At 69.0% G+C, this 13,834-nt stretch carries 15 protein-coding genes; 9 read left to right on the plus strand and 6 right to left on the minus strand.

The annotated features are described in order from the left end of the window. Both U9977_RS19255 and U9977_RS19260 read right to left on the minus strand, forming a co-directional pair. On the minus strand, positions 1 to 885 hold an 885-nt coding region (locus U9977_RS19255; RefSeq protein WP_322750674.1), incomplete at its 3' end, for a Ku protein. Positions 886 to 1,202: 317 nt separating this feature from the next. After that, entirely contained in the window at positions 1,203 to 1,349 is a 147-nt protein-coding gene (locus tag U9977_RS19260; RefSeq protein ID WP_322750675.1) for a hypothetical protein, read from the minus strand. Positions 1,350 to 1,471: 122 nt separating this feature from the next. On the opposite strand from U9977_RS19260, the gene U9977_RS19265 reads away from it, so the two are divergent. From U9977_RS19265 to U9977_RS19275, 3 genes are all read left to right on the plus strand, one after another. After that, positions 1,472 to 1,687, plus strand: coding sequence for a hypothetical protein (locus U9977_RS19265; RefSeq protein ID WP_322750676.1), 216 nt, complete (start codon positions 1,472 to 1,474; stop codon positions 1,685 to 1,687). Between the two features lie 159 nt (positions 1,688 to 1,846). After that, a complete protein-coding gene (locus U9977_RS19270) occupies positions 1,847 to 2,530 on the plus strand; it encodes a TetR/AcrR family transcriptional regulator (protein WP_322750685.1) in 684 nt (227 codons plus the stop codon). 159 nt (positions 2,531 to 2,689) lie between these two features. Continuing rightward, positions 2,690 to 2,917 carry a DUF3107 domain-containing protein gene (locus tag U9977_RS19275; RefSeq protein WP_322750677.1) on the plus strand — a complete coding sequence of 76 codons (228 nt, stop codon included), beginning with the start codon at positions 2,690 to 2,692 and terminating at the stop codon, positions 2,915 to 2,917. Between the two features lie 157 nt (positions 2,918 to 3,074). On the opposite strand, the gene U9977_RS19280 is transcribed toward U9977_RS19275, so the two are convergent. Further along, positions 3,075 to 3,773, minus strand: coding sequence for a ferritin-like fold-containing protein (locus U9977_RS19280; RefSeq protein ID WP_322750678.1), 699 nt, complete (start codon positions 3,771 to 3,773; stop codon positions 3,075 to 3,077). Between the two features lie 360 nt (positions 3,774 to 4,133). Between U9977_RS19280 and U9977_RS19285 the strand changes: the two genes are divergently transcribed. The 3 genes from U9977_RS19285 to U9977_RS19295 are packed head-to-tail and all read left to right on the plus strand — an operon-like array spanning position 4,134 to position 8,497. Continuing rightward, positions 4,134 to 5,915 (plus strand): DEAD/DEAH box helicase, encoded by a 1,782-nt coding sequence (locus U9977_RS19285; RefSeq protein ID WP_416210695.1) that lies wholly within the window; start codon positions 4,134 to 4,136, stop codon positions 5,913 to 5,915. Positions 5,916 to 5,943: 28 nt separating this feature from the next. After that, positions 5,944 to 7,365, plus strand: coding sequence for a hemolysin family protein (locus U9977_RS19290; RefSeq protein WP_322750679.1), 1,422 nt, complete (start codon positions 5,944 to 5,946; stop codon positions 7,363 to 7,365). A gap of 10 nt (positions 7,366 to 7,375) precedes the next feature. Beyond that, positions 7,376 to 8,497, plus strand: a complete 1,122-nt coding sequence (locus U9977_RS19295; RefSeq protein WP_322750680.1) for a hemolysin family protein — start codon at positions 7,376 to 7,378, stop codon at positions 8,495 to 8,497. A gap of 25 nt (positions 8,498 to 8,522) precedes the next feature. Here the strand turns inward: U9977_RS19295 and U9977_RS19300 are convergent, their stop codons facing one another. Beyond that, complete coding sequence (locus tag U9977_RS19300; RefSeq protein WP_322750681.1) at positions 8,523 to 8,873, minus strand: antibiotic biosynthesis monooxygenase; 351 nt, start codon at positions 8,871 to 8,873, stop codon at positions 8,523 to 8,525. Positions 8,874 to 9,060: 187 nt separating this feature from the next. Between U9977_RS19300 and U9977_RS19305 the strand changes: the two genes are divergently transcribed. Together U9977_RS19305 and U9977_RS19310 are read left to right on the plus strand one after the other, a co-directional pair. After that, positions 9,061 to 9,996 (plus strand): oxygenase MpaB family protein, encoded by a 936-nt coding sequence (locus U9977_RS19305; protein WP_322750682.1) that lies wholly within the window; start codon positions 9,061 to 9,063, stop codon positions 9,994 to 9,996. 10 nt (positions 9,997 to 10,006) lie between these two features. Next, positions 10,007 to 10,849 carry a hypothetical protein gene (locus U9977_RS19310; RefSeq protein WP_322750683.1) on the plus strand — a complete coding sequence of 281 codons (843 nt, stop codon included), beginning with the start codon at positions 10,007 to 10,009 and terminating at the stop codon, positions 10,847 to 10,849. A gap of 41 nt (positions 10,850 to 10,890) precedes the next feature. On the opposite strand, the gene U9977_RS19315 is transcribed toward U9977_RS19310, so the two are convergent. Next, complete coding sequence (locus U9977_RS19315) at positions 10,891 to 12,057, minus strand: pyridoxal phosphate-dependent aminotransferase (protein WP_322750687.1); 1,167 nt, start codon at positions 12,055 to 12,057, stop codon at positions 10,891 to 10,893. Positions 12,058 to 12,193: 136 nt separating this feature from the next. Beyond that, positions 12,194 to 13,036, minus strand: coding sequence for a PD-(D/E)XK nuclease family protein (locus U9977_RS19320; RefSeq protein ID WP_322750684.1), 843 nt, complete (start codon positions 13,034 to 13,036; stop codon positions 12,194 to 12,196). 187 nt (positions 13,037 to 13,223) lie between these two features. Here U9977_RS19320 and U9977_RS19325 point away from each other — a divergent pair, with 187 nt between their 5' ends. Then, positions 13,224 to 13,613: a chorismate mutase gene (locus U9977_RS19325; RefSeq protein WP_322750688.1), complete on the plus strand. Its 390-nt coding sequence runs from the start codon at positions 13,224 to 13,226 to the stop codon at positions 13,611 to 13,613. The last annotated feature ends 221 nt before the right edge of the window (positions 13,614 to 13,834 follow it).

Consider the following 13,834-nt stretch of genomic DNA (forward strand, 5'->3'; position numbering starts at 1 on the left):
ATCGAGCGCGGCGCCATCGAGCGCGGCGCCATCGAGCGCGGCGCCATCGAGCGCGGCGCCGTTCGCCGCCGGGCCCGGATCGGGGCCGGCGCCCGCCGGGGCACCCTCCCTGTCCCTGCGCGCCGCCTCCACGCTGGCGGCGAGAACAGCCATCAGGTCACCCGCGGTGTTGGCGGGCCGTCCCTCGCCGGGTGGCGTCACCATCTCGTTCCCGGACACCTTCGCCTCGATGACGGCTTGGAGCGCCTGGCGGTACCCGTCGGTGTACGGGGTCGGGTCGAAGTCGGCGGACAGCGTGTCGATCAACGCCTGCGCCATGGTCAGTTCCTGCGGGCGGAGGTCGACCTGATCAACCAGGAACGGGAACTCCGGGGCACGGACCTCGTCCGGCCAGATCATCGTCGACAGGACGAACACCCCGGCCCGGACCCTCAGGATCGCCAGCTGTTCGCGCTGGCGAAGGGCGACCTTGACCAGCGCGACCCGCCCCGACCCCTCGAGCGCGTCCCGGAGAAGTACGTACGGCCTGGTCCCGGTCCGGTCGGGTTCAACGTAGTAGTTCTTGGCGAAATAGATCGGGTCGACCTGCGCCAGCGGGACGAACTCCAGCACGTCAATCGTGTGGGACGTCGCCAACGGCAGGTTCGCGAAGTCGTCGTCGGTGAGCACGACGGTCTCCCCGGACGGCAGCTCGTACCCCTTGGCGATCTCGGAGTACGGCACCTCGGCGCCGTCCACCGCCGCCACCCGCTTGTAGCGGATGCGGGACCCGTCATCTCGTCTCACCTGATGGAACGACACGTCCCGCTCTTCGGTGGCCGAGTAGAGCCTGACCGGAATCGAGACGAGGCCGAAGGAGACCGCGCCTTTCCAGATCGACCGCATGCCCGCCCCTTACCGTGAGTTGGAGCATGTTCAAGGGTCTTCCCGCTCGGCATGATCGTTAGATCACCTATTCACTCCGGCGATCCACGATACATACCCAACAAACACACTCGTGTCCCAATTCTCCCTCACCGCGGCAGGGTATGGAAGGTGTATGGGCACAAAAGACGAACCCGAGGCAGGCATGTGGACACCGGGTCCGGGCCGATCAGATGCCGATCAGACGCCGATCAGCAGGAGGATGCCCACACAAGCGGACCGACCCACCGAAACAGGAGTAATCAGTAACAAAAATACTCCGAAGCGAGCACATTCCGTTACGGAAGGGCCCTGCCTGCACTGCGCCCCCACCGCCGTACCCGGCGGTTTCGCCCCCGGTCACCGCCGACCAGGTCCCGTCCTGCCGACAGCTGGCTGACCTGGTATTCATGGTGGGCGACATAGCGGGCCGAGTCGAAGAACACGGCGATCTTTTTGCCCCTTTGCCAGGCACGGCCGGCGCGAAGGTGGAAAGTTTCAGGGCGTCCGCGCGGCCGCCGCACACCAACAGACGATCACAGGCCGCAGGCACTGACAGGAGGAAGCCATGAGCTCACCGACGGACCTTCCGCTCGATGTGCGTGACATTCTCGACCGCCCCGACGTACCCGACGCGGACGCCGCGGAGCAGGCCCGCGAGGTCTCGACCCGCGAAGGGCTGGCGCCAGCGTCCACCTGGACGTTCCCCCTCGAGGTCGCGGAGTACGACGCGGCGCAACAGCGCATCGTCGTGGACGACGAGGACGAGGACGAGTACCGGTGAACCACCGGCTGACGGCTGCGCAGTCGTGATCTCTTCCGGGCTGCCGGCGGCCTGCACCTGAGGATCGTCGACCAAGCCCGGGTCGACCCGCCGATCAGCCTCATGCCATGTGAGAAAGTACTGGTGAGCGTGCCAATTGGCACCGAGGGAGGTGTACCGGTGAGCGCCGAGCCGTCCGCGCCGCAACCGCGGACGGGCAAGACCGCGCGACTACCCCGGACAGCACGCCGATTCCAGCTGCTGGGTGCGGCACGCGAGGTATTTGTTGCTCAGGGTTATCACGCGACTGCGATGGACGAGATCGCCGAACGTGCGGGTGTCAGCAAACCCGTGCTCTACCAGCACTTTCCCGGGAAGCTCGAACTGTACCTGGCACTGCTGGACGAACAGGCCCATTCGCTTGTGTCAAGCGTCCGCCGAGCACTTGCCTCCACCACCGACAACCACACCCGGATCGCTCGGTCGATCGCAGCCTACTTCGACTTCGTCGACGATCCGAGCGGGGCCTACCAGCTCGTCCTCGAGTCCGATCTACGCAGTGAGCCCGCGGTCCGCAAGCGGGTGGAGAACAGCTTCACCGCATGCGCCAACGCCATCGCCGCCGTCATCGCCGCGGACACCGGCGTCGGCCCTGCCGAGGCCGAGCTGTTGTCCATCGGGCTGGTGGGCCTCGCCGAGACAGGTGCCCGTTGGTGGCTGGTCACCGGCGGTGCGGTGGAGAAGGAACGCGCTGTGGCGACCATGGTCGAGCTCGCCTGGCGAGGGCTCGCCGGCTACCCGCGACGCAACGCCGACGGTACCGACCAGGTGCCGCCACGGTGTGCCGGTGAGCAGGAAGGCTGACGCCGCCGCGAGCCCTGACGCCGCCGGCGAGCCCTGACGCCTCCAGCGAACACAGTCCGACCGCGTCCCACCCCGGCCGGCACAGGCCCTATGGTGGCGACAGATCGCGCCAAAGCGCGATTGCCCTGATCGGTCGATCGAACGCGGAGGTCATCACTGGTGGAGGTCAAGATCGGCATCCAGAACGTCGGACGTGAGCTGGTCCTCGAGAGCAGCCAGTCACCGGAGGATGTGGCCCAGGCGGTCGCCGACGCGATCGCGTCGGAGCAGGGCCTGCTCACGCTCGTGGACGAGAAGGGCCGTCGGGTCATGGTCCCGGTCGCGAAGCTGGCCTACGTCGAGATCGCCGAGGCCGAGACGCGCCGGGTCGGCTTCGGCGCGCTCTGAGGTCGGTCGCGCCGATACCGACCGCCACCGGAGATCGCCAGCTGCTGCCATCCGGCGGCTGAGCGGTTGAGCGGTTGAGCGGGTGCGAACAGGCATCCGCGACGGGGTGATGCGGTGACGCCGGGGGATGCCGGGGGATGCGTGCGATCCCTCGGCATCACGCGGACAAGCCGAGCGCATCCATCCGCGCCGCGTGTGCCTGGGCGATGCGGTTGAACATGTCCGCCAACGCCTGAAGATCACCCATCCCGGCCAGTAGACCGGTCAGCGCCTCCCGGTCCTCCGCCACCCGTTGGGCCTGGGTCAATGCCTCCCCAAGCAGCCGTCGGGCCCACAGCGCGAGCCGACCCGCGACGATCGGATGGGCCTCGATCGCGGCGCGGACACGTTCCACCGCGAACGCCGCGTGCCCGGTGTCGGCAAGGACGTCGAGGACCAGTTCGCGGGCGTCAGGTTCGAGCACCGACGCTGTCTCGCGGTAGAAATCGGCGACGATGTTGTCACCGACGTACACCTTGACCAGGCTCTCCAGCCAGTCCGCCGGTGCGGTGAGGTTATGGAAGAGGGTCAACGGCAGCACGAACGGCTCCATGGCCTTTTCGGAATCCACGCCCATCCGTAGCAGATGCTCCTGCACCGCCTCGAAGTGTGCGAACTCGGCCGCCGCCATGCGCGCAAGAGCGATCTTGTCCACCAATGTGGGCGCCATTCGCGCATCCGTGGCAAGGCGCTCGAACGCGCTCAGCTCACCGAAAGCCAACAACCCCAGCAGATCGATGACGGCGATCCGGGCCGCGCCAGCCTCATCGGCAACCGTCTCGGCAACCTGCCCGGATACACCCGTACTGTCCGTCATCTCTGATCACCTCAGCGTCGTCCGGCTCGAACTGCCCCGAAATATGTCGACAGAACGAACACCGCCGGAACACCTTCTGCCTCAGGCACTCGCGGCAGCCCGTCCCCGGGTCACGGCCACCCTGCCGAAGGTCATTGTGTCGGAACATGTCTCAGAGACCTGTCCTCAGGTTATCCTTGTCATCAGCCGGGGGTTGACAAGGCCACTCCCGGCCCGAGCGGGCGTCGCCCCACCCCGGGTCAGCGGACCCCGCCGGTACATATCGCGAGCGGGTGCAGCGTCGGATCCCGCTCATAGCAGACCAGGAGCATCCCGCTGTCCGGTTCGACTGAAACCACAACACACCCGCACGACGAGCCCATCGACCTCCCTGACGCCGACGAAACGGTAGCCGCAACCGCGATACCGACGTCCGGTTTCGCAGACCTCGGTGTCCGCGAAGAGATCGTCGAGGCTCTCCGTGACCAGGGCATCCTCTCCCCCTTCCCCATCCAGGAACTGACACTTCCCCTCGCGCTGGCCGGCTCCGATCTCATCGGCCAGGCCCGCACCGGTACCGGCAAGACGCTCGCCTTCGGCATCCCGCTCGTGCAGGCCGTGACCAACCGGTCCGAGGGCGCTGCCGGGCTTCCCCAGGCCCTGGTGGTCGTTCCCACCCGCGAGCTGTGCGTTCAGGTTGCCGCCGACATCGGCCGGGCCGGCTCACGCCGAGGCCTGCGGGTGCTTTCGGTCTACGGCGGTCGCGCCTATGAGCCACAGCTGGCGGACCTGCGCACCGGTGTGGACATCGTCGTGGGTACCCCTGGCAGGCTGCTCGACCTGGCCCGCCAGAACGCGCTGGTCCTCACCGCCGTACGCATGCTCGTTCTCGACGAGGCCGACGAAATGCTCGACCTCGGCTTCCTGCCGGACGTCGAGCGCATACTCGCCCAGATCCCCGACATCCACCAGACGCTGCTCTTCTCGGCGACGATGCCGGGTCCGGTCGTGTCGCTGGCCCGTCGGTTCATGCGGCGGCCCGTCCACGTCACGGCGGAGCGCCCGGACGAGGGTCGCACCGTGCCGGACATCCGTCAGCACGTTTTCCGCGCCCACGCGCTTGACAAGATCGAAGTTCTGGCTCGGGTTCTGCAGGCCGAGGGGCGTGGCCTGGCCATCGTGTTCGTACGGACGCGACGCACCGCCGACAAGGTCGTCGACGACCTTGCCCGACGCGGCTTCGCCGCCGCGGCCGTGCACGGCGACATCGGCCAGGGCCAACGCGAGCAGGCGCTACGGGCGTTCCGAGCCGGCAAGATCGATGTTCTGGTTGCCACCGATGTGGCGGCCCGCGGCATCGACATCGGCGGGGTGACCCACGTGATCAACTATCAGTGCCCCGAGGACGAGAACGTCTACCTTCACCGCATCGGCCGCACCGGCCGGGCCGGCGGCAGCGGCGTGGCCGTGACCTTCGTCGACTGGGACGACATGTCCCGGTGGACCCTGGTCAACCGGGCGCTGGCGCTGTCCTTCGACACGCCGGTCGAGACCTATTCGACATCCCCGCACCTGTTTGAAGATCTCGAAATCCCCGCGAATGCCCGCGGCGTGCTGCCACACGCATCCCGTACCCGCGCCGGGCTGGCAGCTGAGGAGGTCGAGGACCTCGGGGAAACCGGTCGAGGCGCGCGACGCCGGCAGCGCCGGACCGGCGAGGGCTTCGACGCCACGGCAGCCGAGCAGCGAGCCGATCGGCCCGCCGGTCCCCGCGCCGCCCGCCCACGGCGGCGCACCCGTGGAGCCGGCGCCGCGGTCGCCGCGGTCGCCACGACCGGCGTTACGAACGACCTTACGAACGACCTTACGAACGTGGACTTGGCGGGGCCGAAGCTCACGAGCCCGGCTCCCGGCCTGTTCCTCGAACCCGCGACGGTTGCGTCCACGGTGGTTCACCGGGACAACCTGGATCTCGATCACCACGGGCTCGACGGGCTCGACCTTGACGATGAGGACGGCATCGCGGCGAACGGCCAGCCGGGTCCGCGCCGGCGCCGGCGGCGCAGGGGCGGTCGCGGCCGATCCGCCGGTACCCAGACCGCTGAGGTCGCTCTGCCCGGTGGGCTGGACGACCCGATCGAGCGGCAGGCGGAGTCAGCCTGACAATAAGAGCGCCCGGCAGTAGGCCAAAATGATCAGTAACATTCTCGGCCTACTGATGATCGTCGTACTCATCGCCGGCAACGCACTGTTCGTGTCCGCCGAGTTCGCTCTGGTGGCGATCGACCGCAGCCAGCTCGAACAGGCCGCGGCGGACGGCTCCCGGAGAGCCACGCGGGTGCTTCGCGCCGTCCACTCGCTGTCGTTCCAGCTCTCGGGAGCGCAGCTGGGCATCACGCTGACATCGCTGGTGCTCGGATACGTCGCCGAACCGGCGCTGGCATCCCTGCTGATGCCGGCGATCAGGACGGTCGGGCTGCCGGACGGGGTCGCCCATGCAACTGCCGTGACCATTGCCCTACTCATCGCGACAATTTCACAGATGGTCTTCGGTGAGCTGTTCCCGAAAAACGTCGCAATCGCGACACCACTGACCGTCGCCGAACGGGTGGTCGGGCCGCAGATGCTCTTCTCACGCATCTGTCGGCCGGCAATCGTGCTCCTGAACGGATCGGCCAACCGCCTGTTGCGCGCGCTCGGCATCGAGCCACAGGACGAGCTGCGGTCGGCTCGTTCCCCGTCCGAACTCGGCTGGCTGGTGCGCTCATCAGCCGAACAGGGCACGCTGCCCGGCAATACGGCGACGCTGCTGCGTCGGTCGCTACGGTTGCGTGAGCGCACCGCGCAGGATGTCATGACACCCCGGGTTCAGGTGGTCGCGCTCCACGCCGATGACAACGTGGCGGATCTGCTGCGGGTGGCCGAGCGGTCGGGTCACTCCCGCTTCCCCGTGCTGCGGCGCTCGACCAGGCGCGAAACTGCGCCGAACACCGCGGCTGACAGCACCGACGTCGACGACGTGGTCGCAGTTGTCCATGTCAAGGACGCCTTCGGCGTCTCCCAGCCCGCTCGCGCGGTCACACCGGTCAGCCAGATCATGGTCCCGCCGGTGATGGTGCCGAACTCACTGGGCTGCGACGATCTCCTCACCACCCTGCGCGGCCACAGCCTCCAACTCGCCATCGTCATCGACGAGTACGGCGACATCGCCGGCATCGTCACCCTGGAGGACCTCGTCGAAGAGCTCGTCGGCGACGTTGCAGACGAGTACGACCCACCGCAGACACCGGATGCGACCGCCCGCGCGGACGGGAGCTGGGTGCTGTCCGGCCTGCTCCGCGTGGACGAGGTCGCCGACAGTACCGGCGTCGCGCTACCCGACGGCCCGTACGAGACGCTCGCCGGCCTCGTCCTGCACCGGCTCGGACGGATACCCCGCGTCGGTGACACGGTCACGGTCGCCGGCCACCGGCTCACCGTCGACGAGATGGACCACCGCCGCATCGACCGCATCCGCGTGACCGTAGCGGCGGGCCGGCCGGGTCCAGATCCAGGTCCAGGTCCGGACCGGCGGGTCGACCCATCCACCGGTGGGAACGAACGGACCCGGTGAGGGGACGCCGATGACGCTGCTCAACCTCATCGGCGCTGTCATCCTGCTGGCCGGCAACGCCTTCTTCGTCGGTGCCGAGTTCGCCGTCATCTCGGTCCGCCGCGACCGGATCGCACCCATGGCGGCCGCGGGTGACCACCGCGCCCGCACGGTCGGCACGGCGATCGAAAACCTGTCGCTCATGCTTGCCGCGTCCCAGCTCGGTATCACGATCTGTTCGCTGGGACTCGGCGCGGTGGCCGAGCCCTCCGTCGCTCACCTGCTCGAGGGAAGCCTGCGCGCACTCGGCGTCCCCGCGAGCATGTACAGACCGATCGGGCTGGCGGTCGCGCTGGCGATCGTCGCCTGCCTGCACATCGTGCTCGGCGAGATGGTGCCGAAGAACATCGCTCTCGCCGGGCCGGAGCAGGCCGCGCTGCGGCTCGCGCCGCCGCTGGTGCGGTTCGCGCGCCTGGCCCGCCCCCTGATCGTCTTTCTCAACGCAGTTGCCAACTGGTGCGTCCGGCTCGTCGGGGTCACGCCGGTGGACGAGCTCAGCACCGCCTACACCCCGGACCAGCTCGCGGTCATGATCGCCGAATCCCGACAGCAGGGACTACTGGAGGACTACGAGCACAACCTGCTCACCGGCGCGCTGGAACTGCCCGAACGAACCGCCCGCTCGGTCATGATTCCCCTCGATGAGACCGTGGCCGTGCCGTGGTCGGTCAGTGCGGCCGAGCTGGAGATGTTGGTCGCCCGAACCGGATTCTCCCGCTTTCCGGTCCGGGCTCCGAACGCATCTGCCCCAGCGGCCACCGAGACACCCACCGACCTGGCTGCACCCGGTACCACGGCCACGGCCACGGCCACGGCAGGTACGATGATCGTCGGCTTCGTCCACGCCAAGGACGTCCTTGGAATCCAGAGCGACGCCCGGGACGAACCGCTGCCGCCGCGCCGGCTCCGACCCATGGTCGAGGTCCGCCCGGACCTGCCACTGGACGAGGTGCTACGGCTGATGCAGCGGACCGGCTGCCATCTCGGCCGCGTACCCGGACCGGGTGGCACGACCATCGGGGTCGTCGCGCTCGAGGACGTGGTGGAAGAATTCGTGGGCGAGATCGAGGACGCCAGCCACCGGATGCGCTGACCTGGCGGGTCAGGCCGTCACGTAGTCAGGTGGTCTTGGGCGCGGCCGCCGCCACCACCTCGAAGGACCACAGTTGCGCCCCGGTCGCGGCGGGCTGCGACCCGGTCGCGGCCGGTCCGCCGGGTCCGCCGGATCCGCCGGATCCGCCATGACCAGCCTGGAAGGCGTTGGACGCCTGCCACGTGCCGAAGTCCTCCTCGCTGCGCCAACGCGTGTACACGAGGTAGGCGTCAGTGCCCTCCACCGGACGCAGCAGCTCGAACCACTCGAACCCGTCGGCCGCCTCCACCATGCCCGCCCGACCGGCGAAGCGCTGCTCCAAAGTGGCCCGCATCTCGGCCGGAACGGTCAACACATTGATCTTCACGATGCTCATGAGGCCACGTTAGTTCGTCCGGCGCGCTGTCGTGCGGGCCTACCCCTGCCCATGAGACCGATCTGCCACATCATCACCATAAGACGATAGATCGATACGTTGAGTACCGCCTGCATCGGGTTGCCATCCTCATGCGACACTATCTGGCGTCATTCGATTCCATAACGTCCCGAGCGAGGATGCGCGAGTGGCTGACCAACGGCATCGGATGCACGCGGGCGCGGCTCCGGGCGCAGAGCCGACGCAGCCGGACGGGGATGTCGGCCTGTTCGGACCGTCCAGCGTGACCTGGCGGGTACACGGCGACCCGAGCATGGTCATCGCCGGAATCCGGGCGCTGCTCCTGCAGGCGGTGCACCCGCTGGCCATGGCCGGTGTCGCCCATCACTCCACCTATCGCAACGACCCGTGGGGACGCCTGCGGCGGACCGTCGACTATGTCGGCACGATCACCTATGGGAGCACGGACGCCGCCCACCACGCGGCCGCCCGGGTACGCCGGGTGCACGCGGGCATCCACGGTGTGGAGGCGGGCAGCGGCCGGCCCTACCGGGCCGCCGATCCCGAGCTGCTGCTGTGGGTGCACGTGAGCGAGGTCGAGTCCTTCCTCAGCACGACCCGCCGATGTGGCCTGGCCCTCACCGAGCGCCAGGCCGACACCTACTTCGCCGAGCAGGTCCGCGCGGCCGAACTCGTCGGCATCCCCGCGCGTGACGTCCCGTCCAGCCGGGCGGAGGTCGAGCGTTACCTCACCCGAATGCGGCCGGGGCTGCGGGTGACCGCGGCGTCGCGGGAAGCGGTCGGGATCATCCTGCGGCCGCCGATGCCCCGGTGGGTGGCGCTGGCCACCCCGGCGCGACCCGCGTGGTCAGCACTGGCCGCCATCGCGGTCGGGATGCTCCCCGGTTGGACCCGCCGGCTCTACGGGTTACCCGACGTCGCCGCGGTGGAGCTGATCGCGTCCCGGTGCGGCAAAGCGGCACGCGCGGCACTCCTCGGACTGCCGCGCTCGCTCTTCCAGACACCCGCCACCCTGCGACGCCCCGCACTGCGATGCCCCGCACTGCCGGCACCGACCGAAGAACCCACCGGAGCATGTATCGATCTGACACATACTGGTTAGTCTGCTGTTCATGGCGCAACTTCCCCGGGTGGCGGTGCTCGGGCGCGGACCCACCGCCGGCGTGACCGTCTTCGCGCTCGTCGACTCCGGCCTGGACGCACGCCTGTTCGTACCCGCCGCGGCCCCTGCCAGGCCCGTGGTCACGGGTGCCGAGCGCCCGGCGACGGTGACAGCGGCCCCGACGCCCGCCGAGGATTATCTGCGCGAGCGCGGACTCGCCGACCGGATCACACGGCTCGACGGCGACAGCGGCATTCGCCCGGATGACACCCGTCCCGTTGACACCGGCCGCCGGCCCTTCGATCTCCGCGACAGCGACCAACAGGTGACCCGATGGGATGTCGTGGTGGTCACCGAAGACCCCGTCGAAGACCAGGTCGAAGACCAGGTCGAAGACCAGGCCGACCGCGCGGCCGGCCCCAGCATCGGACCGCCGCTGTTCGGCGGTGTCTTCAGCCTGGACACCGACGGCGTGTACCGATGCGGGCGCCTGCCCGGGTCGGTGGACGGGTCGGTGGACGGGTCGGTGGACGGGTCGGACGGCGCCGACACCGTTCGGCTCGCTGACGCCCAGGGCCGCTGGATCAGCGAGTACCTGCGTGGCCGCTACCTGCTACCGCCACGTTCAGTAATGCTGGCGGCGGCCGGGCTGCCAGCGGCCGGCCCCGCCAGCTGGCTGCGATCACACGCTGACCGCCTTCGCGCTTCATGGCACGGCAGGCATCGCAGGCCTGGCCGGCCCGCCGTGCAGGGTTACCTGCGCTGGCTGGGCGCCGAGCTGCGCCGCGGCCGGGCGCGGGCGGCCGAAGGCGGCTACCCCATCCCCGTGCCCTCCCTGATCACCGCCGAATGATCCACAACGCGGTTCAGGCGAGACGGTTCAGGCGAGACGGTTCAGGCGAGGACCGCCAAGCGGTCGGCCGCCGCCCGCAGGGTGTCGAGTCGCTTCGGGAACGCAAACCGGAGGATGTGCCGACCGTCCGCGGGATCGGCGAAGAACGACGAACCGGGAACCGCCGCGACCCCGGCCGTGGCAAGCACGCGGCGGGCGAATGCGACATCCTCGCCGGCGGGGTCCAGTGATCGGGTTCCGCACATGACGTAGTACGCGCCGTCGGGCGGCCGGACCTCGAATCCGGCCGCGGCCAGCGCGCCGCACAACAGGTCACGCCGCTGCCGGTACTCGGCCGCGATGGCGTCGTAGTAGCTCGCCGGCAACGCCATCGCGGCGACCCCGCCCGCCTGCAGAGGAGCGGCCGCGCCCACGGTCAGGAAGTCGTGGACCTTGCGGATGGCGGCGGTATAGGCCGGCGGCGCGACAGTCCAGCCGACCCGCCATCCGGTCACCGCGTAGGTCTTGGACAGGGCGTTGATGGTGATCGTACGGTCCGTGAGACCGGGCACTGTCGCGGGCGGGACATGCCCACCCGGACCGAGATAGTGGATGTGCTCGTAGATCTCATCGGTGATGACAAGCGCGTCGTGCCGCTGGCACAACTCGGCGAGCAACTCCAGTTCCGCGCGTGTGAAGACCTTGCCGGTCGGGTTGTGCGGCGTGTTGATCACGACAGCACGCACCCGGTCGGAGAAGGCGGCGCGCAGCTCGGCCTCGTCGATGCTCCAGTCGGGTCCGTGCAGTCGGACGAGCCTGGGCCGAGCGCCGGACAGGATCGCATCCGGGCCGTAGTTCTCGTAGAAGGGCTCGAACAGCAGCACCTCGTCGCCGGGATCCACCAGCGCCAGCATCGCCGCGATCATCGCCTCAGTGGAGCCACAGGTCACGCAGATCTCGGTCTCCGGGTCCACCGTCCAGCCCGGATAGGTGCGGGCGACCTTGTCGGCAATCGCGTGCCGCAACGCCGTCGCCCCCCAGGTGATCGCGTACTGGTTGTCGTCGGCGTCGATGGCGGCCTTCGCCGCCTCCTTCAACTCGGCGGGGCAGGAGAAGTCCGGAAAGCCCTGCGCCAGGTTGATCCCGTCATGGGCCAGGCAAAGCCGCGTCATCTCCCGGATGACCGACTCGGTGAAGGTCCCGGCCTTCACCGACACCCGGGGCGAGATGCCGCCCTGGGCTCGAGCCGGCTCGTCCGCACCCGACGGCCGTACCTGGGGCAGCCCGACCGCGGAGCCGATGCCCGAATGCGCTGTCACCGGTTCATCATGGCGTACCTCAGGTCGCCGTCAGTTCAGGTCGCCGTCAGTTCAGGTCGCCATCGGCGATGGCGTCCCACGGCTGGCGGTCGGGAGCGGCGGCGAGACCCTCGGGACAATGCCGCCGATAGTCGCACCAGGAACACAGCTGACCCGGCGACGGCGGAAACGCCGCGTCCGGCGCGGCGCCGGCGCGAAACGCCTCGCCCGCGCGCTCGGCGTCGTCCGCCAGGGCTTCGGCGCGGCGCAGTTGGCGGCCCAGCGACGCCTCGTCGTGCTCGGCCGCCAGCACGTCGCCGGTGGGAACATGATGCAGCTCAACCCGCCAGCACGGCCGACGCAGCGTCTTCGACGCCGCGAGCGCGTACAGGGCGAGCGGCTGGGAGGCTCGCGCATCGTCATCGGTGAGCGGACGGCGGCCGGTCTTGTAGTCGACGACAACAAGCTCACCGTCACGATCGTCGAGCCGGTCGACCCGCCCGGACAGCGCCAACCGTTCGGTGCGTGCGGCTACCTGGCGTTCCACCGCCACCGGTTCGGCGGCCGGATCAAGCCCAGCCACATAGCGCTCCACCATCTGCGCTGCCCGCTCCCGCCAGCGAACCGACTGATCGGCGTCCCGCCAGCCGTCCAGCAGCCACCCGAGGCGGACGAGATGCGCGGCGCGGGCTGGGGTACGGCGCGCCAGCGACTCGTCCCACCAGGCCCGCAGGGCGTTGTGCACGCTGGCACCCATCGAGTTGTGAGCCCACGGCGGGCCCTTCGGCGGTGCCGGGCGGTCCAGGTATGCCATCCGGTACCGGCGCGGGCAGTCGGCAAAGGCGGAAAGCTTCGACGGCGTGCACACGAAAAGTCGCCGCGGCATGCCGTCCAACTGCAGCTGGTCCACGACATGATCCTGTCACTCGGCCGCTGGCACACGGCAGCGGCGCCGTCGACACAATGGTAACCGAACGACCACTGGACGGTGGCATTCTCGCCTGGCATGCTGGTGGATGTGACCGGTACATCCGACCTTTGCGCGCGCCGCGCACGTAGATCGCCGGATCACTTTTACCAGGGGCCGGGCTTGGCCCCTGGGTTGCCTCGCGACTGACGCGACACACCGAGACCAGACGGCCCGGACTCACCCGGGCTCACGAGGCTCTGGGACGGCCGGGCCACGGACGAAAAGGGCCCAGATGACAAGGGAAGCGCTCAACTCTGTCACCTCCGCGCCGACTATCTCCTCGATCGAGGACGGCCGAACGGCCATCGACGAGATCGATACCCAGCTTCGCGCGCTCGTCGGGGCACGCCTCGATGTGTCCCGCCAGATTCAGGCGCTGCGCTCGGCTGACGGCGGTCCGCGCATCGAGCACTCGCGGGAGAATGAAATCATCGCGGCATGGTCGGGGGAACTCGGACCGCGCGGGGTCGAAATCGCACTGTCTATTCTCACCCTCTGCCGCGGATCTCTTACCTGACGCCATCGCGACTCACCTCGACCCGCACAGAACTTCTGCCAGGTCATGGTCGCCGGTCAGCGGCGTTGCGACGTTCAGCGCGTCGCGCCTGGGTGCCAGCACCGCGCCGCTGACCGCCGTCGGTATCCTCACCGACGGCGACGGACTCCGCCAACAGCGCTCGCAGTTCCGTACGCAGCTCCGAGCGCAGGTAGTCACGGGTCGCCAATTCGCCGATCTTG

It is taken from the genome of Protofrankia sp. Cas8, assembly GCF_963555845.1.
Taxonomy (GTDB): domain Bacteria; phylum Actinomycetota; class Actinomycetes; order Frankiales; family Frankiaceae; genus Protofrankia.

What these genes read in the sequence shown, in the direction of transcription:
- U9977_RS19265 (WP_322750676.1), top strand. Translation starts at nt 1,472, where the DNA reads ATGAGCTCACCGACGGACCTTCCGCTCGATGTGCGTGACATTCTCGAC.
- U9977_RS19280 (WP_322750678.1), bottom strand. Translation starts at nt 3,773, where the DNA reads ATGACGGACAGTACGGGTGTATCCGGGCAGGTTGCCGAGACGGTTGCC.
- U9977_RS19290 (WP_322750679.1), top strand. Translation starts at nt 5,944, where the DNA reads ATGATCAGTAACATTCTCGGCCTACTGATGATCGTCGTACTCATCGCC.
- U9977_RS19295 (WP_322750680.1), top strand. Translation starts at nt 7,376, where the DNA reads ATGACGCTGCTCAACCTCATCGGCGCTGTCATCCTGCTGGCCGGCAAC.
- U9977_RS19300 (WP_322750681.1), bottom strand. Translation starts at nt 8,873, where the DNA reads ATGAGCATCGTGAAGATCAATGTGTTGACCGTTCCGGCCGAGATGCGG.
- U9977_RS19310 (WP_322750683.1), top strand. Translation starts at nt 10,007, where the DNA reads ATGGCGCAACTTCCCCGGGTGGCGGTGCTCGGGCGCGGACCCACCGCC.